Origin of the sequence: Kocuria sp. WN036 (assembly GCF_002287015.1) — a bacterium.
Taxonomy (GTDB): Bacteria; Actinomycetota; Actinomycetes; order Actinomycetales; family Micrococcaceae; genus Kocuria; species Kocuria rosea.
This window is the reverse complement of record NZ_NSKF01000011.1, coordinates 31750-49180: the sequence shown is the minus strand read 5'-3', so window position 1 is coordinate 49180 and position 17431 is coordinate 31750. Positions and strand designations below refer to the sequence as shown.

The 17431-nt window shown below is 74.2% G+C and carries 15 protein-coding genes; 5 read left to right on the top strand and 10 right to left on the bottom strand.

What is annotated here, in order from left to right; genetic code table 11:
- Window positions 1-51: 51 nt before the first annotated feature.
- The 5 genes from groL to CK505_RS08725 form a co-directional block, all read right to left on the bottom strand.
- On the bottom strand, window positions 52-1683 hold the full coding sequence (gene groL / locus CK505_RS08745) for a chaperonin GroEL (RefSeq protein WP_035926880.1): 1632 nt from the start codon (window positions 1681-1683) through the stop codon (window positions 52-54).
- Between the two features lie 250 nt (window positions 1684-1933).
- Complete coding sequence (locus CK505_RS08740; RefSeq protein ID WP_095650833.1) at window positions 1934-2533, bottom strand: GNAT family N-acetyltransferase; 600 nt, start codon at window positions 2531-2533, stop codon at window positions 1934-1936.
- Window positions 2534-2660: 127 nt separating this feature from the next.
- On the bottom strand, window positions 2661-2879 hold the full coding sequence (locus tag CK505_RS08735; RefSeq protein ID WP_017832751.1) for a hypothetical protein: 219 nt from the start codon (window positions 2877-2879) through the stop codon (window positions 2661-2663).
- Window positions 2876-3205 carry a DUF3263 domain-containing protein gene (locus CK505_RS08730; RefSeq protein WP_095650864.1) on the bottom strand — a complete coding sequence of 110 codons (330 nt, stop codon included), beginning with the start codon at window positions 3203-3205 and terminating at the stop codon, window positions 2876-2878. Before CK505_RS08730 ends, CK505_RS08735 begins: the two co-directional genes overlap by 4 nt.
- A gap of 14 nt (window positions 3206-3219) precedes the next feature.
- Complete coding sequence (locus CK505_RS08725; protein WP_017832753.1) at window positions 3220-3927, bottom strand: SDR family oxidoreductase; 708 nt, start codon at window positions 3925-3927, stop codon at window positions 3220-3222.
- A gap of 110 nt (window positions 3928-4037) precedes the next feature.
- Here CK505_RS08725 and CK505_RS08720 point away from each other — a divergent pair, with 110 nt between their 5' ends.
- The 4 genes from CK505_RS08720 to CK505_RS08705 all read left to right on the top strand — a co-directional run bounded on the left by CK505_RS08720 (window position 4038) and on the right by CK505_RS08705 (window position 8886).
- Window positions 4038-5135: a YihY/virulence factor BrkB family protein gene (locus CK505_RS08720; protein ID WP_095650832.1), complete on the top strand. Its 1098-nt coding sequence runs from the start codon at window positions 4038-4040 to the stop codon at window positions 5133-5135.
- Between the two features lie 88 nt (window positions 5136-5223).
- A complete protein-coding gene (locus CK505_RS08715) occupies window positions 5224-5901 on the top strand; it encodes a uracil-DNA glycosylase (protein ID WP_095650831.1) in 678 nt (225 codons plus the stop codon).
- 30 nt (window positions 5902-5931) lie between these two features.
- On the top strand, window positions 5932-6867 hold the full coding sequence (locus tag CK505_RS08710; protein WP_095650863.1) for a siderophore-interacting protein: 936 nt from the start codon (window positions 5932-5934) through the stop codon (window positions 6865-6867).
- 213 nt (window positions 6868-7080) lie between these two features.
- Complete coding sequence (locus CK505_RS08705) at window positions 7081-8886, top strand: HNH endonuclease signature motif containing protein (RefSeq protein ID WP_095650830.1); 1806 nt, start codon at window positions 7081-7083, stop codon at window positions 8884-8886.
- 99 nt (window positions 8887-8985) lie between these two features.
- Here CK505_RS08705 and CK505_RS08700 read toward each other — a convergent pair whose 3' ends face one another.
- Window positions 8986-10944 carry a threonine/serine exporter ThrE family protein gene (locus CK505_RS08700; RefSeq protein WP_095650829.1) on the bottom strand — a complete coding sequence of 653 codons (1959 nt, stop codon included), beginning with the start codon at window positions 10942-10944 and terminating at the stop codon, window positions 8986-8988.
- Between the two features lie 82 nt (window positions 10945-11026).
- On the bottom strand, window positions 11027-12109 hold the full coding sequence (locus tag CK505_RS08695) for a peptidoglycan bridge formation glycyltransferase FemA/FemB family protein (RefSeq protein WP_095650828.1): 1083 nt from the start codon (window positions 12107-12109) through the stop codon (window positions 11027-11029).
- Between the two features lie 304 nt (window positions 12110-12413).
- On the opposite strand from CK505_RS08695, the gene murJ reads away from it, so the two are divergent.
- Complete coding sequence (gene murJ / locus CK505_RS08690; RefSeq protein WP_095650827.1) at window positions 12414-13961, top strand: murein biosynthesis integral membrane protein MurJ; 1548 nt, start codon at window positions 12414-12416, stop codon at window positions 13959-13961.
- 12 nt (window positions 13962-13973) lie between these two features.
- Here murJ and CK505_RS08685 read toward each other — a convergent pair whose 3' ends face one another.
- The 3 genes from CK505_RS08685 to ptsP form a co-directional block, all read right to left on the bottom strand.
- Window positions 13974-15176 (bottom strand): hypothetical protein, encoded by a 1203-nt coding sequence (locus CK505_RS08685; RefSeq protein WP_095650826.1) that lies wholly within the window; start codon window positions 15174-15176, stop codon window positions 13974-13976.
- A gap of 141 nt (window positions 15177-15317) precedes the next feature.
- Window positions 15318-15596, bottom strand: coding sequence for an HPr family phosphocarrier protein (locus CK505_RS08680; protein ID WP_017832764.1), 279 nt, complete (start codon window positions 15594-15596; stop codon window positions 15318-15320).
- A gap of 81 nt (window positions 15597-15677) precedes the next feature.
- The gene (gene ptsP / locus CK505_RS08675) at window positions 15678-17378 is read right to left on the bottom strand and encodes a phosphoenolpyruvate--protein phosphotransferase (RefSeq protein ID WP_031282639.1); all 1701 of its coding nucleotides are present in this window, start codon (window positions 17376-17378) and stop codon (window positions 15678-15680) included.
- Between the last annotated feature and the right edge of the window lie 53 nt (window positions 17379-17431).

Genomic DNA, 17431 nt, shown 5'->3' with positions numbered 1-17431 from the left:
CCCGGCCCGTGCCGGATGCGTGCTGGGCACGCTCGACGGGTCAGCCGTCGATCACATCATGCCGCCCATGCCGCCCATGCCGTCGTCGGCACCGGCGCCGGCGCCCGCGGGCTCCGGCTTGTCGGCGACGACGGCCTCGGTGGTGAGGAACAGCCCGGCGATGGACGCCGCGTTCTGCAGCGCGGACCGGGTCACCTTGACCGGGTCGTTGATGCCGGCGGCCATCAGGTCCTCGTACTCGCCGGTGGCGGCGTTGAGGCCGTGGCCCTGGGCCAGACCGCGGACCTTGTCCACGACCACGCCGGCCTCGAGGCCGGAGTTGATCGCGATCTGCTTCAGCGGGGCGTCGATGGCGACCTTCACGATGTTCGCGCCGGTGGCCTCGTCGCCGGTGAGCTGCAGCTTGTCGAACGCCTTCTGGCCGGCCTGGATCAGGGCCACGCCGCCGCCGGCGACGATGCCCTCCTCCACGGCGGCCTTGGCGTTGCGCACGGCGTCCTCGATGCGGTGCTTGCGCTCCTTGAGCTCGACCTCGGTGGCGGCACCGGCCTTGAGGACGGCCACGCCGCCGGCCAGCTTGGCCAGGCGCTCCTGCAGCTTCTCGCGGTCGTAGTCCGAGTCCGAGTTGTTGATCTCGGCGCGGATCTGGGCCACGCGGCCCTCGATCTCCTCGGCGGTGCCGGCGCCGTCGACGATGGTGGTCTCGTCCTTCGTCACGACGACCTTGCGGGCCTGGCCCAGCAGGTCCACGGTGGCGGTCTCGAGGGAGAGCCCGACCTCCTCGGTGATGACCTGGCCACCGGTGAGGATGGCGATGTCGGCCAGCTGCGCCTTGCGGCGGTCGCCGAAGCCGGGGGCCTTGACGGCCACGGACTTGATGGAGCCGCGCATCTTGTTTAGCACCAGCAGCGCCAGGGCCTCGCCCTCGACGTCCTCGGCGATGATCAGCAGCGGCTTGCCGGCCTGCATGACCTTCTCGAGCACGGGGACCAGGTCCTTGACCGCGGAGATCTTGGAGTTGACCACGAGGATGTAGGGATCCTCGAGGACGGCCTCCTGGCGATCGGCGTCGGTGACGAAGTAGCCCGAGAGGTAGCCCTTGTCGAAGCGCATGCCCTCGGTCAGCTCGAGGTCCAGCCCGAAGGTGTTGGACTCCTCGACCGTGATCACGCCCTCCTTGCCGACCTTCTCCATCGCCTGGGCGATGAGGCGGCCGATCTCGGGGTCGCCGGCGGAGATCGACGCCGTGGCGGCGATCTGCTCCTCGGTCTCGACCTCCTTGGCGGAGGCCAGCAGCTCCTCGGTGACCGCGGCGACGGCCTTCTCGATGCCGCGCTTGAGGCTCAGCGGGTCGGCGCCGGCGGCCACGTTGCGCAGGCCCTCCTTGACGAGCGCCTGGGCGAGCACGGTGGCGGTGGTGGTGCCGTCGCCGGCGATGTCGTCGGTCTTCTTGGCGACCTCCTTGACGAGCTCGGCGCCGATCTTCTCGAACGGCTCGTCGAGCTCGATCTCCTTGGCGATGGACACGCCGTCGTTGGTGATCGTGGGGGCGCCCCAGGCCTTCTCGAGGACCACGTTGCGGCCGCGCGGGCCGAGGGTGACCTTGACGGCGTCGGCCAGGGTGTTCAGGCCCCGCTCGAGTCCGCGGCGTGCCTCTTCGTCGAAAGCAATCATCTTTGCCATGTGACTTCGTCCCTCCTGGACGGTAGACAAACGGTCGACCTCCACGGTGCCCGCGACGGACGGCGCGCACGACGGCGGACTCTTCCCGACGCCGTGCGGCACCTCACCGTGGTGGTTGAGGTGTCACTCCTGTGCCGGTGGCTGCCCGGGTCGGGCCGGGGACCGAGCCATTAGCAGTCCACACGACTGAGTGCTAATCGCAATCTTGGCACTCGTCCCCGGAGAGTGCAAACCCCTGAGCCGATTCCGCTCAGCCCTGCCACTCCTCGCGCAGGACGCCGTAGACCATCCGGTCGTAGTACTCGCCGCCGACCCTGCGGGCCCGGCGGATCCTGGCCTCCTCGGTGAAGCCCAGCTTCACCGCCACGCGGCACATGCCCGCGTTGCCGCTCCACGTCTCCAGGTCGAGGCGGTGGGAGTCGGAGTGGGCGAAGAGGTAGTCGATCCACAGGCGCATCGCCTCGGTGCCGTAGCCGCCGCTCCAGTGCTCCGGGGAGTACACGGTGATGCCCAGGGAGCGCAGCGGCAGCAGGTGCGTGCCGTCACCGGGGTCCTCGGTGGGCTTCTCCGACCAGTACCAGGACACCTGCCCGATGAACCGGTCGTCGGCGGCGTCGGCGATCACCATCGTCTCGCGCGGATCCGGCCAGTCCCCGGCCGTCACGTGCTCCCGGAGGGTGCCGAGCCAGCGCTGGGCGCCCTCGGCGGTGAAGTTCGGGTAGAACGGGCCGTCCGTGCGCTGCCACTCGTGCTCGCCGCCGCCGGCGGGCGGCATGATCCACGCCTCGTAGTCGACGAGGTCCTCCTCGGTCCAGTCGCGCACGCGGACGCGGCTTCCTTCGATCTGCACGGTGGTTCCTTCCGGTGGCGTCAGGGGTGGACGACGTCGTGGTGGACGACGTCGTGGTGAACGGCGTCGGAGCGGTCGGGCTCCGGGACCGGTGCCCGATGGGGGACGCCTCGAGGACCGGGCCGGCTCAGGACCCCGTGGACGTGGCGCCCGGCGCCGGGGCGGCCTCGCCCGGGGCGTTGAGGAACGAGAACACCCCGACGCCGAGGGTCAGCACCCCGGCCAGGACGATGGCGGTGAGCTCCCGGGCGCCCACGCGGACGGTCGGCCGGACACCGCGGTGGGCGCCCTGGCGGGGCCCGTCCTCGGGGACGTCGTCGAACTCGTCGTGCGGGTACTGGGTCATCCGTGGTCTCCTCGCTGCCGGCGCAACCTGGCCACGAGCATCGGGTCGTGCTCGAGGGCGGCGCGGGTGTCGATCAGGACGTTGAGCCGCTGGTAGTAGTGGGTGGGCGAGAGGTTCAGGCGGCGGCGGATCTCCATCTCCTTCGCCCCCTGGTACTTCCACTGCAGGTTCTCGAGCGACAGGATCTCGCGGTCCACGGCGTCCAGACCGGCCCCCTCCCCGGGCTCTTCCCGGCCGGGGGCGGCCTCCCCATCGGGCACCGGCTCCGCGCCGGGAACGGCGGCGTCGTCGGCCCGGGCGTCCGCGGGCACCGCGTCGTCGGGCATCGCGTCCTCGCCGGTCACCGCGACTCGGCCCGCGGCCGCAGGGAGAGGGTGGTCAGCTGCGCGTCCTCGCCCGCGTCCACGACGGCGCGCACCGCCGCGGCCACGGACTCCGGCCGGAGGTAGCGCTCCGGGACGTACTCGTGGCCCAGGCCCGCCTGGATGTCCCGCTGCATCTGCGTGTCGACCGGGCCGGGGTGCACCGAGCTGACCACGACGCCGTCGGCCTCGACCTCCTGGCGGAGCGAGTCGGCGAGCGCGCGCAGGGCGAACTTCGAGGCCGCGTAGACGGCGTCCCCGGCGCGGGCGTTGAGCCCCGAGCCGGAGTTGAGGAACACGACCTTCCCCCGGGCCGCTCGCAGGGCCGGCAGCAGGAGCCGGGTCAGCTCCGCGGGGACCACCACGTTGAGCTCGAGCTGGGCCCGCCAGTCCGCCACGGAGGCGGCCTCCACCGTGGTGCGCCCGGCCACGGCCGCCGAGTGCACCAGGACGTCGACCCGGTCCAGGCCGGCCACCACGGACGGCAGGGCCGCGACGTCGGTCAGGTCGGCGGCGCGGACGGTGACGTGCGGGAGGCCGGAGAGCTCGGCCAGCCGGCCGGCGTCCCGGCCCAGGGCCAGGACGTCGTGGTCGCGGGCGAGGTCCACCACGCACGCGCGGCCGATGCCTCCGGTGGCCCCGGTGACGACGGCGAGGGGTCGGGTCTCGGTGGAGGAAGCGCTCATGCGCCCACTCTAGCCAGTCCGCCGCCGGTCCCGCCCGCCCCGGACGGAACGGGCCGGGGCGGTGGCGGCCCCGGTATCCTGGCCCGCAGCCGACCACACGGAGGAGCCCCATGGCAGCCGACCCCCACGCCGCGGGAGATCCCGGGGCGGACCCGGACAGCGCGGAGAAGCCCTCGTCGCCGGCACAGATCACGAGACCCTCGTGGAGCTACATCCTGCGCCGGACCGTGCACGAGTTCCGCCGCGACGAGTGCACTGACTCGGCGGCGGTGATGACGTTCTTCGCCGTGCTGTCCATCTTCCCGGGGCTGCTCACGGTGGTGTCGATGCTCGGCGTCGTCGGTCAGGCCGAGGCGACCACCAGGACCCTGCTGCGCCTGCTCGACGAGTTCGGGGTCCCGGAGGGGGCCGTGGCCGTGCTCGAGGGGCCGATCGGCGAGCTCACCGGCTTCCCGTCCGCGGGCCTGGCACTGGCCACCGGTCTGGTCGGCGCCCTGTGGACGGCCTCGGGCTACGTGCGGGCCTTCGGTCGGTCCATGAACCGGATCTACGAGGTCGAGGAGGGCCGCCCCGTCTGGAAGCTCTACCCCCTGATGATCGCGGTGACGCTGTCCCTGGTGGTCCTGGTGGTGGGCATGATGCTGCTCCTGCTGCTCTCCGGGCCGGTCGCCGAGCGGCTCGGCGGGCTGATCGGCCTCGGCGAGGCGGCGCTCCGGCTCTGGCAGGCCGCCCGGATCCCGGCCCTGCTGCTGCTGCTCGTCTTCGTGATCGCCCTGCTCTACTACGCCACCCCGAACATCCGGCAGCCGAGGTTCCGGTGGCTCAGCATCGGCTCGGTGGTCGCCATCCTGGTCATGAGCGCTGCGACCACAGGGTTCAGCTTCTACGTGTCCAACGTCAACGACTACAACGCCACCTACGGTGCCATCGGCGGAGTGATCGTCCTGCTGCTGTGGATCTGGATCATGAACATCGTGCTGCTCGCGGGCGCCGAGCTCAACGCCGAGATCGAGCGCGGACGCCAGCTCCAGGCCGGGATCGAGGCCGAGGAGAACCTGCGGCTGCCGCCGCGGGACCTCCGGGGCGTGCGGCGGATGCAGGCGAAGGAGCAGGAGCTCGTCGAGGAGGGCCGCGCGCTGCGCCGTCGGCACGCCGGTCCCGACCCCACGGAGCACGCCCGCGCCGGGGACGGCACGGCACCGGCCTAGAGGGGACGGCACGGCACCGGCCTAGAGTGGTGCACGGCGCACCCGTTTTCGCACCCGCATCGACCCCGCACCCGCACCGAGGAGCACCGTGAGCGAGCCCCAGCCCCTGGACAGGATCATGGCCCCCGACTGGGCGGAGGCCCTGGCCCCGGTGGAACCGCAGATCCGGCGGATGGGGCAGTTCCTGCGCGAGGAGCACGCCGACGGGCACCGCACGCTCCCGGAGGGCCCGGCGGTCCTGCGGGCGTTCCAGGAGCCGCTCGAGCAGGTCAGGGTGCTGGTCGTCGGGCAGGACCCCTACCCCACTCCCGGCCACGCCATGGGCCTGTCCTTCTCCGTGCAGCCCCACGTGCGTCCAGTGCCCCGCTCCCTGCAGAACATCTACAAGGAGCTGCGGGACGACCTCGGCGTCGACCCGCCGGAGCACGGGGACCTCTCCGCGTGGTCCCGGCAGGGCGTGATGCTCCTGAACAGGGTCCTCACCGTGCGCGAGGGGGCCCCGGCCTCCCACCGGGGCAAGGGCTGGGAAACGGTCACGGAGCGCGCCATCAAGGCCCTCGCCGGCCGCGGGACCCCGCTGGTGGCCATCCTGTGGGGCCGGGACGCGCGGAGCACTGCCGCGTGGCTGGACGGCTTCCCCACGGTCGAGTCCGCGCACCCGTCCCCGCTGTCCGCGTCCCGGGGCTTCTTCGGGTCCCGGCCGTTCTCCCGCACGAACCAGCTCCTCGAGCAGCAGGGCGCGGAGCCCGTCGACTGGCGGCTGTGACACCAGGAGGCCTCCGTTAGGGTGGGCGGCATGACGACGACCTCCGGGGCCCGGCCCGCCAGACCCCGCAAGCCGCAGCTGAACCTGACGGTGCGCTCCCGCGAGCTGCTGTCCCCGTCGATGGTCCGGGTGGTCCTGGGCATCGACGAGCCCGAGCGCTACGCGGACATCGTCCCGCCCGAGAAGTACGTGAAGCTCGTCTTCCTCCGGCCCGGCACGGGCGAAGCCGGCACCGCGCTCCCCGGGACTTCGATCCCCGGCACGGACGCTCCTGACGTCGAGACCACAGGCTCGTCGCGGCTGGGGACGGAGCCCGGCCGGAACCCCGACTACTGGGAGCTCAAGGAGACCCTGCCGGGCGACCGGCAGCCCGTCACCCGCCACCTCACCATCCGCCGGTACGTGCCGGAGCGGCACGAGCTGTGGATGGACTTCGTGCTGCACGGTGACGACGGCTTTGCCGGCCCGTGGGCGGCCCGCGCCGAGCCCGGGGACCGCATCATCGCCCTCGGCCCCGGGGGCAGGTGGACGCCCGCCCCGGACGCCGCGTGGACCCTGATCGCCGCCGACGACGCCGCGATCCCCGCCGCCCTCGCCGTCCTGGAGACCCTCCCGGCCTCCGCGCAGGGAGAGGTGCTGCTGGAGGTGGACACGCCCTCCGACGTCCAACCGGTGTCCGCCCCGGCCGGGATGGCGGTGCGCTGGGTGTTCCGGGCGGACAGCGGTCCCGGAGAGGACCCTGCCCTGGTGCGGGCCGTTCGCGAGGCCGGGTGGCCCACCGACCCGGAAGGGGTCCAGGTCTTCGCCCACGGCGAGCGGGAGGTCATGAAGGCCCTGCGCGAGGAGCTGTTCACGCGCCGTCGGCTGGAGCGGGACCAGGTCTCGCTGTCCGGCTACTGGGCGAGGGGCCGCACCGAGGACGTGTTCCAGGCGGAGAAGAAGCTGCCGGTCGGCCAGATCCTCTGAGCCGGACCCGCGAGCGGTGATCCTTCGGACTGCGCGGCGCTGAGCTGCTCGTCCCGAGATCGGGCACCGGTTCTCGGACGCGCCCGGGAGCCGTGCCGTCCCTCCGCGTCTCACGGCCGCTCCTCCCCGCCCCAGGGCATGGTCACGGTCCGGGCCACGGGCTCCGGCTCCGCACCGCCCTTGTGGTGTCGGACCCGGTGGGGATCATGAGACATGACCACTACCGCCGGCCGGCCGCGGAGCCCGGAGGAGGTCCTCGGGGAGGACACGGCCGTTGCCGACCGTGAGTACGCCGGTGCTGTGACGGAGCTGGTCGAGGACGCCCGGGCGGAGGCACGGGCTGCGGGCCGGCAGCTGCGGGTGATCCACCGGATGTGGCAGCTGCAGGAGCAGGCGCACGATCGGCAACGGGCGGCCCGGGCACGCTGGTCGAACGAGCGAGCCCGCAGTCGTGGGCAGCACGTCCCGGAACCGGAGAAGCGCACGGTGCTGGACGTGGCCGACGAGATCGGCCCGGCGCTGCGGCTGCCGGCGGGTACGGCGGTGCGCCGGGTGGAGAACGCGGTCCTGCTCGCCGAGAGCCTGCCCCGGGTCCTGCAGGCTCTCGAGTCCGGGGCGATCGCCCCGCGCCAGACCGAGGTGATCGTGGACCTGTGGCGGGACCTGGTGGGTGTGACCGGTCGGCCGCCCGAGCAGCGGCCGCTCGGCGAGGCCGTGTCCCGTGTCGTGGACGAGCTGCTGGAGAAGGCCCCGACGGCCACCGCGTCGCAGCTCCGGGCGCTGGCCCGGAGGCGGCGGGCCTGGCTGCTGGCCGGGTCCCAGGAGGACCGTCACCGGCTGGCCCGCCGGGGGCGCAGGGTGTGGATAGAACCCGAGGAGGACGGCATGGCGCGGCTGTGCGCGCTCCTGGACGCGGCCACCGCCCACGCGGTCCACGCCCGTCTCGCGTCCATCGCCGCCCGTGTGGATCCGCACAGCCCGCCGTCGGACTTGGCCGGGTCCGCGTGTGGCGGCCAGGGCGTCGCCGAGGGCCGGGGCCCGGACGACGACCGGAGCTGCTGGGAGGACGGGCCGCGCACGGCAGGGCAGCTGCGCGCGGACGTGCTCGCCGCACTGCTGCTGGACGGCGAGCCCTCCTGCATGCCGGAGCACCTGCGCGGGATCCGCGGGCAGGTCACGGTCACCGTTCCCGTGCTCTCGCTGCTGGAGCACAGCGCACAGACTCCCGGCCGCGGATCCTCCGGCCGGTCGCCCGACGGAGACGGGCTTCCCGGAGGATCACCCGACGGGGACGCGGTCCCCGGCCGATCACCCGACGGAGACGGGCTCCCCGGCCGATCACGCAGCGCCGGCGGAACGACCGGCGGCGGGCCTGCTGGGAGCCCTGGCTGCGCGGAGCTGGCCGGGTACGGGCCGATCCCGGTGAGCGTGGCCGAGCAGATCGCCGCCGGCGCCGGGTCCTGGTCGAGGGTTCTGACACATCCGGTCACCGGCACTGTCCTGGACCACGACCGCACCACGTACGCCGTACCGGCCGATCTCAAGCGCCGGCTGCGAGCGAGGGACGGCACCTGCCGGTTCCCCGGATGCCGGCGCCGTGCCGAGCGCTGCGACCTCGACCACACCGTGGCCTGGGTCGAGGGCGGGCCGACCGCCGCGGACAACCTCGCCCATCTGTGCCGCCACCACCACGTCCTCAAGCACCGGGACGGCCCGCTCGGGCGCTGGCGGGTCCGGCACCGCCGCCGGGAGTCCCCGGAGGGCGTCCTGGAATGGACCTCACCGGCCGGACGCGTCCACGTGACCTACCCCCAGCAGCACCACCACCCCGTGCTCTCGCCGCTGCGGATCGCCGACGACCTGCCCGTCGACGGCCGGCCCCCGGCAGAGCAGGCACCGGACGAGCCGTCACCGGCTGCGGTCCTGTGGACATCCCGCAGGACCGTGCCCTCCGGCGCCCGACCTCACCAGGTCCGCCCCCACGGGGTCCGGCAGGACGACGACCCGCCCCCGTTCTGAGCCGCACCGACGATCCACCCCGGCGATGCCCCGGCCCACAGCCCACCACGGTGCCGGCCCGGCCCACAGCGCCCTACGGTGCTGACACTGGTCAGCGTGTCAGCGGCGCCGGTTGCGCCGGGAACTGGTGCCGTTGAGGTGCCCCACGAAGGGCCGCATGAGGTACTTGCCGAGCACCACTCCGGAGGCCAGGGCCACGATGGAGGCCATCGCGTTGACGAGCCCCACGATCCCGGGGCCGTAGGTGTCCGTCTCCACGGTGATGGTGTACATGCCGCGGAAGATGGACAGCCCGGGCAGCAGGAAGGTCATCGCGGGGATCGCCAGGACCAGCTGGGGAATCCGGTGCCGGGCCGCCAGCACGGTCGCCACGCACCCGCTGGTGATCGCCGCGAGCGCCGTGTCCAGGCGGGAGCCCAGGCCGGCGGCCACGCCGGTGTGGTAGACCACGAGACCGCCGAGGGCGGCGACCACGGTCGAGAGCACGTGACGGGGCTTGGCCTGCATCGTGACAGCGATGAGCCCGGTGGCGATCAGCATGAACACGGAGTTGGTCAGCGGGCCCACCGGGTCGAAGGCGCTCTGCGAGACGTCGACCCGGGGCATGCCGGCGTAGCCGGCCACGGAGATGCCACCGGCGATGCCGGCCACGATGCCGAGGAACGCCATGGACGTGGAGAGCAGCCGCCCGGCCGCCGTGACGGGGAACCCGTTGATCGCGTCCTGCATGGTGGAGACCATGCGGGTGGTGGGCAGGAGCAGGATGATCCCGCCCGCGATGACCCGTGCCGGGGACAGGTCGACACCGGCCCAGGACATCAGCAGGGCCATCGTGGTGAGGATCCCCGACTGGGCAGCCATGGTGAAGAACTCGGGGATCCGCCAGACGCCCAGCCGGTGCGCCACGGCCTGGTTGACGACCGAGGACAGACCGGCCACGAGCGCACCCAGCACTCCCCCGCCGATGCCGACGGTGATGGTCATCGCCGCGGCGGCCGTGGCGGCCCGCACCATCCACCGCGGATAGGGCTTGGGCTTGGCGTTGATCGCCTCCAGGCGCCGCTCCGCCTCCCCGCGGGGCATCTCCCCGCCCGTGATGTCCGCGACCAGCTGGTGCGTCTCGGCCAGCCCCGCGTAGTTGTCCGTCCAGGAGCGCACGACCCGCATGACCGTGTGGCTGTTCGTGTCCGGGTCGTTGAAGACGTCCTCGCGGGTCCGGGTGTCCCCGCCGTCCGGCTGGTCGTCGGCGATGTAGTTGATCGTCACGGCCTGGTTGGTGATGTCCACCTCGACGTTCTCGACCCCGTAGGTGGCGCACACGGCGATGATGGCGTTCTCGACGTCGAGGGCGTCGGCGCCGTAGTGGAACATGGTCTCCGCGAGCCGCAGCGCGAAGTTCAGGGTGCGCCGGGCCTGCCGGCTGGTGGACTCCCCGAACCGACGCAGATTGGCGAAGGGCGAGGCGTTGAGCCGTTCCACCACGCGCATGGGGGCGGTCGGGGCGGCCTCCCCCTGCAGGATGGAGCGCAGCCGGGCGCGCCCGCCGGGCCGGGCCCCCTGCGCCCGGGTGGACGGGTAGGCGCCCCGCTGCATCCGGTCGGAGCTCTTGCCGGGAGCCGGGAGCGGTCCGATCGTCGTCGTCTCCGGGCGGGAGACGGGGACCGTGTCGGTGCCGGTGCGGCGCCGCCGGCGCGCCGACGCCGGCAGGGGCACGGTCTCGGCGGCGGAGAGCAGCTCGCGGCGCTTCTCCGGCTCGGGGGTGTCCCCGTGCCGGCGGATCAGGCTCGTGCTGAGCACGGGCAGCGCCTGCGGGGCGTCGGGCACGATGTCGAGCACGGTGGTCCCGGCGCGGCGCCGGGCGTGCTGGGCCTGGTCCTCGGTGGGGCGCACCGCGGGCAGGCCCGCGCCGTGCCGGGCGACCGGGCGGGCGGCGCCCGTGAGCGTCGTGTCCCCGCCCGGACCGAAGGGCTCGACGACGTGGAGGTCGGGCTCCTCGGCACCGTCCGACGAGGGGTAGGCGGCGAACGGGCGCAGGGGGGCGCGCTGGTCGGTCACCACGCGGCGTTCCTCCTTCCGGGGCGCGAGGGCGGGGGCCCGGCGGGCGGTCGGGGTCGGGGTCGGGGTCGGGGTCGGGGTCGGATCAGTAGAAGGGCTGGCCCGTGCGGCGGACCCACAGCTGGCGCTGGACCTTCTCGGCCACGTTGGTCCACACCGCGTACTTGGCGGGGCTCAGGACCTGGTCGTGGACGCCCACGAAGTCGACCACGGTCTTGGTGAAGCTCGTCTTGAACAGCCCCAGACCGTAGTAGGGGTGCTCCTTGTTCTTGAGCTGGTCGCTCGGCGGGGTGCCGCAGAAGTCGTACTCGACGATCCCGTGCTCCCGCATGAGGTCCGTGATCGCGGTCCACTGCAGCAGGTGGGAGTCACCGTACTGGCGGCGCCGGGGCTTCGAGCCGCCGTCCTTGTAGGTGCCCTTGGTGCCGTAGGCGATGACGTAGGCGCCCACCGAGGGCTCGCCGTCCTCGTAGGTGAAGTACAGCCGCCCCTGGCCGGCCTGCTCGAACGCCGTCCAGAACTTCGCGTAGTACTCGTAGGAGCGCAGGTTCACGTTCGCGTCCCCCTGCCCCACGGTGTCCATGAGCGCGTACATCCGGCGCATGTTCTGCTCGGTCAGCTCGACGCGTTCGACGGTGCAGCCCTCGCGCAGGGCCCGCCGGACGGCGTTGCGCCCGCGGGAGTGCAGCGACTTCAGCACGGTCTCCTCGTCCCGGTCGGTGTCGAGGACCGCCGTGGAGTCGTTGGGCTGGATGTTGAAGGACTTCTTCAGCCCGGCCCGCGCGAGCACGCCGCGGGCGTAGTCGGAGTCCAGGACGTCCGGCTCGATCTTGATCGCGAAGACGTTCAGCCGCTGCTCGGCCACGAGCCGGGCACTGGCCGCGGCGATCCCGGGGATGTCGTCGACGGAGGCGACGTCCGGGCCCTTGATCATGTACCAGAGCTTGCCGAGGGCGGGCACCGCCTTCTCGAGGACGAGGTTGTAGCACGCCTGTCCGCCGTCGGCGGGCTCGTGCACGAGGTGCAGGGGCCGCCAGCCGTGGTCCGCCTTGACGTCCGCGAAGGACGCCGACTGCAGCAGATTGCCGCCGTGCGGGTTCGCCGTGACGTGGGTGTCCCAGGCCTCGATCTCCTGGGCGGTGGCGAAGCGTGCGGTGAACTCTCGCAAGGCTCTCTCAATCGTCGGGGTCGTCGGGGCCGGCCGGCCGGGGGTGGCCGGCGGGCCGGTGCGCCGGCGGGGGCCGGCCCCGGTCAGTCTAACCGCGCGGGCCTGAGGGGCCTCTGAGCCGTGCCGGTCGGGCGCCGCGCCCCCGTTCCCGTCCCCGCGGCAGGCCCGGGACGGGGCCGGGGGCGGCACCGGGTGCCGCGCTGTGTATTCTGTTCAGGCGGTTCGCACCGGCAGGTCCGCGGCGCGCACCGGCAGGTCCGCTCCGATCCCCGGCGCGGTCCGGACCAGGGAGGTGGCGGGAGCCGTGGGTGGACCGGGCGGGCGCTGGAGCATCGCCCGCGCCGCGGTCCTCGTGACCGGCCTGACCGCCGTCTCCACCGTGCTGGGCTTCGCCCGGGACGTCGTCGTCGGCGCCGTCTTCGGCGCGGGCGCCGAGCTCGACGCGTGGCTGGTGGCCCAGGGCGTGCTGAACGTCGTCCTCGGCCTGATCGCCTGGGCGATGGCGCGCTCCGTCACCCCCGTGACCTCGCGGGAGGCCGCCCGGGAGCGCGCCGACGGCACGGGGTGCCGCGGCCACCGCGGCTTCGAGGTCTCCCTCACCGTCACCGTGGTCGTCCTCGGCCTGGCCGCCGTGGTGACGGGGCTGCTCGCGGAACCGGTGACGGCCCTGCTCGCCCCCGGGTTCGACGACGCCCAGACCGCCACGGCCGCCTCGCTCACCCGGATCGTCCTCGTCGCGACGGTGCTCGTGGCCGGCACGGACCTGCTGGCCTCGCTCGTCCAGGCCCACGGCCGCTTCGCGTGGTCCTCCCTGCAGGGCGTCCCGTTCAACCTCGTCATGATCGCCGCGGCAGGTCTGTTCGGGCCCCGCTACGGCGTCTCGGCGCTCGCCGTGGGCTACGTGGTGGGCTCGGCGGCGCGGCTGCTGATGCAGGTGCCCCCCGTGCGGGCGCTCGGCGCCCGGCTCCGGCCCCGGTGGGACCTGCGGGACCCGGGCTTCCGGGAGATCGCCCGGCTCGTGCCGCCCATGCTGGTGGGCAACGCCGTGGTCAACATCAACACCCTCGTCGACCGGGCGGTGGGCTCCACCCTCGAGGACGGCACGATCACGGCGCTGACCTACGGCTGGCGCCTGGTCGACCTGCCGGAGACCGTCGTCATCGCGGCCCTGCTCGTCCCCCTGTACCCGGCCCTGGGCGCCTCCGCGGACGACCGGCCCGAGCTGCGCCGGCTCGTCGACCGAGGGCTGTCCGTGGTCGTCACCGTGCTCGCCCCGGTGTGCGCGGTGTTCGTGGTCGCGGCCGGACCCCTCGTCGCCACGGCCTTCGGGCACGGCGCGTTCGACGACGGGGACGTCGCGGCGACGGCCACCGCGGTCGCCTGGTACGCGCCGGCGCTGCTCGCGCTCGGCTTCCGCCAGGTGGTGGTCCGCGCGTCCTACGCCATCGGCGACTCCCGCGGGCCGGTGGTCGTGGCGGTGCTGGCGATGGTCGTCAACGTGGTCGGCGACGTCCTGCTGGCCCCGGTGCTGGGCCTCGCCGGCATCGCCGCGGCCACGACCGCGTCCCTGGTCGTGGCGGCGCTGCTCAACGCGTGGCTGCTGCACCGGCGGCACGCCGGGCTGGACGCCAGGGCGACGACGGCCCTGGTGGCGCGGGCGCTCGTGCTGGCGGCCGTCGCCGGCGCCGCAGGGCTGGGGGCGCGGGAGGCGCTGACGGAGCTGCCCTCGTTCGTGCTCGCGGCGCTCTGCGCCGCCGTGGTGGGCGGGACGTACCTGCTCGGGCTCGTCGTGCTGCGGGCTCCCGAGCGCCTGCTCGTGGGCGAGACGCTGCGGACGCTGCGCCGGCGCTGACGCGGCGCCGCCCTACCCGGAGCGGGCGCCGTTCCTGAGCCGCCAGGTGGCCAGGTGCCACGTGGGCCCGGGATCGCGCAGGTCCCACACACTGTGCTGGGCGCCGCGGCCCCAGCGGAGGGTGTCGGCGACGTCCGCGGCCAGACCGCCGCGGCGCTCCACGGAGGCCCGTCGCAGGTCCCCGGCGAGCCAGGCGTAGCGGACCCCGGGGCGGGCGTCCGGCAGCTCCGGCACGGGCGCGCCGAGCACCAGCCGGCCCCACGCGTCGGCCAGCCCGGGGCGGGCGGCCTCGGCCAGGGCCATCGAGCCGAAGAAGCGGCCGTTGAGGTCGATGAGCTGCGGGACGCCGTCGTCCCCGGTGAGGAACTGCAGCTCCACGAGGCCCCACCAGCCCAGGTCGCGCAGCAGCACCTCGGCGCGCGCCGCGAGCTCCTCGTCGACGGGCACCGTCTCCGCACGGGCCGAGACGCCGTTGGGCGTGGGCCACAGCCGGGAGGTGGTCTGCTGCACCCGGCCGCGCAGGCGACCGTCGTGGTGGACCCCGATGAGGGCCCCGAGGGTGCCGCGCACGGGCACCTGCAGCACCGGTTCGGCACCGGCCTCGCGGATCCGCCGCACCTGTCCGGCGGCGGCGGGGGCGTCCGGGAAGAGCTTGGCCTCGATGCGGTGGGGCCGGGTCTGCCCTGGCGCCCAGTGCGCCCGGCACTTGACGACGACCGGGCCGTCCCAGGCGGCGAGCGCCTCGTCCGTGGCCGCCAGCGTCCGGGGGGCAGCGAGGCCCGCCCGGGCCGCCCGGTCCGCGAGCCCGACCTTGTCGAGGGCCTCCGCGACCACGTCCGGGCCCGGGTGCGCCACCGCCGCCGGGAGGTGCTGACGGTAGGCCGAGACCGCGGCCATCCAGTCGTCGCCGGCGCCGAAGACGACGTCGTAGGACCCCTCCGCGACCGCCCGGCGGACGCCGTCGATGAAGCGGGCGCCGTCCCCGCGCGGGCGGGGCACCTCGTGGCAGGTCGCGGCCGCCCGCGTGGCGCCGAGCATGCCCGGTCCGTCGGGGGTGCCGACGCCCACGTGCCAGCCCGCCCGTTCGAGGGCGCGCGCCGCCGCGAGGGCCCCCCGGTCCCGGCCCGTGCCCACGACGAGGGCCCGCCGCGGGGCCTGCGCGGCGCGCTCCGGCTCCCGGCGGCGGTGGTCGAGCGGTGGTCGAGCGGCGGTCATCGGTCCTCCATCGGAGTGTGCGGGCGTCCCCTCCACCGTAGTCGGGGCACGTGAGAGGTCGGTGCGGCGGGTCGGCACGCGCGACGGCGCCCGCTCACCGTGCGGTGGGCGGGCGCCGTGGCTGGACGGTGCGGCGGGGTCCTACTCGGCGTCGTGGTCCGTCTCGAGGATCTGCACGAGCGCGTCGAGCGCGTCGTCGGCGCCCGCGCCCTCGGCGCGGAGGACGACCTTGTCCCCCTGGCCGGCGCCGAGGGACATGAGGGACAGCACGCTCGAGGCGTCCATCGCCTCGTCCTCGGGCTCGCCCTCGGCGGCGATCGTGATGTCGAGGTCGTACTCCCCGGCGGCCTCGGCGAAGATCGCGGCCGGACGGGCGTGCAGGCCGACGGACGAGGCGATGGTGGCGGTGCGTTCTGCCATGGTGGTGCTCCTTCGGGTTGCGGGGCCCTGGGTGACGGGCCCCGGTGGTTGGGGTGGTGCGGAAACGGTGCGGTCGGTGGGTCAGAGGCCGAGCTCGGCGAGCACGCTGAGCTCGGTCCGCACGGCGGCGGCGGCCTCCTCCGCGCTGGGCTGCTCGATCGCGACCTCGGCGAGGGCCTGGGCGGTGGCGAGGTCGACGCTGCGCAGCACGGCGGCGACCGCGGCCAGTCCGCGGGGGCTCATGGACAGGGTGTGCACCCCGAGGCCCACGAGCACCACGGCGAGCGCGGGGTCGGCCGCGGCCTCGCCGCAGACGCCCACGTTGCGCGGGCCGGCGCCCTCGGACTCGGCCCGGCGGGCGCCCTCCACGGTGTACCGGATCATGCGCAGCACGGCGGGCTGCCACGGGTTGTTGAGCTCCGCGAGGGAGCCCATCATCCGGTCGGCGGCCATCGTGTACTGGGTCAGGTCGTTGGTGCCCAGGGACACGAACTTGACGTGGCGCAGGATCTGGTCGGCGGTGACGGCCGCGGACGGCGTCTCGACCATGACCCCGGGCACCCGCAGGCCTGCGGCCGTCGCCATCACGGCGAAGTCCCGGGCCTCGGAGGGCGTGGCGATCATCGGCGCCATGACCCACACGTCCGCGTCCGTGGCCTTCTCCGCCAGCGCGATCGCCTCGAGCTGCCGGGCGAGCACGCCCGGCACGGAGCGGTCCGTGCGGTAGCCCCGGACCCCGAGCGCGGGGTTCGGCTCGGCGGTGTCGGTGAGGAAGGGCAGCGGCTTGTCCGCCCCGGCGTCGAGCGTGCGGACCACGACCTTCTTGCCGGCGAAGGACTCGAGGATCGCGGTGTACTGCTCCACCTGCTCCTCGACCGAGGGCTCCTTGTCCCGGCCCAGGAAGCAGAACTCGGTGCGCAGCAGTCCCACGCCCTGGGCCCCGGCCGCGGCCGCCGTGCGGGCGTCCTCGGGGGTGCCCACGTTGGCCAGCAGCGGGATCTCGGTGCCGTCCGAGAGCACGCCGCGGCCGTCGAAGGCCTCGCGCGCCGCGGCGCTGCGCACCCAGGCCTCCACGAGCTCCTGCTCGTCCGCGCCGGGCTCGGTGCGGATCTCACCGGTGGCGCCGTCCACGAACACGCGGGTGCCGTCGGCGAGCGCCTCGACGCCCCGGGCCGCCACGACCGCGGGGAGCCCGAGGTTGCGGGCCAGGATGGCCGTGTGGGACTGCGGGCCGCCGCCGGAGGTGACGAGGGCCAGGACCATCTCGGGGTCCAGGGTCGCCGTGTCGGCGGGCGCGAGGTCCTCGGCGGTCAGCACGAACGGGACGTCCCGCTGCGGCACGCCCGGCATGGGCAGCCCCTGGAGCTGGGACACGAGCCGCGCCCGGACGTCCTCGATGTCCGCGGCGCGCTCGGCCATGTACCCGCCCAGGGCGCGCATCTGGTCCGCGTAGTCGCTCGCGGCCTCCCACAGGGCGCGCTCGGGGGCGAGCCCCTTGCCGTTGACGAGCTTCGCGGCGTTCTTCAGCAGTGCCTTGTCCCCCGCCATGAGCGCGGTGGACTTGAGCACGTCCGCGGCGTCCTTCTCGGTCGCCACCTCGGCGCGGCGCTTGAGCTCGGCCTTGACCGCGGCGGCGGCCGTGTGCAGCCGGGCCACCGCCGCCTCGGGCTCCTCGTCCCGCAGCATCAGCCCCGCGGCCGGCTCGGAGACCGGCTCCGGCATGCTCACGAGCTCGCCGATGACGCGGCCCGCGCACACCCCCACGCCTGTCAGTGTCTGCATCGTGTTCCTCTTCCTCGAGAAGGCTCGGATCGGTGCGCACGGGCCCCGGGCGG

What these genes read in the sequence shown, in the direction of transcription:
- CK505_RS08720 (WP_095650832.1), top strand. Translation starts at nt 4,038, where the DNA reads ATGGCAGCCGACCCCCACGCCGCGGGAGATCCCGGGGCGGACCCGGAC.
- groL (WP_035926880.1), bottom strand. Translation starts at nt 1,683, where the DNA reads ATGGCAAAGATGATTGCTTTCGACGAAGAGGCACGCCGCGGACTCGAG.
- CK505_RS08710 (WP_095650863.1), top strand. Translation starts at nt 5,932, where the DNA reads ATGACGACGACCTCCGGGGCCCGGCCCGCCAGACCCCGCAAGCCGCAG.
- CK505_RS08685 (WP_095650826.1), bottom strand. Translation starts at nt 15,176, where the DNA reads ATGACCGCCGCTCGACCACCGCTCGACCACCGCCGCCGGGAGCCGGAG.
- CK505_RS08730 (WP_095650864.1), bottom strand. Translation starts at nt 3,205, where the DNA reads ATGCCCGACGACGCGGTGCCCGCGGACGCCCGGGCCGACGACGCCGCC.
- ptsP (WP_031282639.1), bottom strand. Translation starts at nt 17,378, where the DNA reads ATGCAGACACTGACAGGCGTGGGGGTGTGCGCGGGCCGCGTCATCGGC.
- CK505_RS08735 (WP_017832751.1), bottom strand. Translation starts at nt 2,879, where the DNA reads ATGACCCAGTACCCGCACGACGAGTTCGACGACGTCCCCGAGGACGGG.
- CK505_RS08705 (WP_095650830.1), top strand. Translation starts at nt 7,081, where the DNA reads ATGACCACTACCGCCGGCCGGCCGCGGAGCCCGGAGGAGGTCCTCGGG.
- CK505_RS08680 (WP_017832764.1), bottom strand. Translation starts at nt 15,596, where the DNA reads ATGGCAGAACGCACCGCCACCATCGCCTCGTCCGTCGGCCTGCACGCC.
- CK505_RS08725 (WP_017832753.1), bottom strand. Translation starts at nt 3,927, where the DNA reads ATGAGCGCTTCCTCCACCGAGACCCGACCCCTCGCCGTCGTCACCGGG.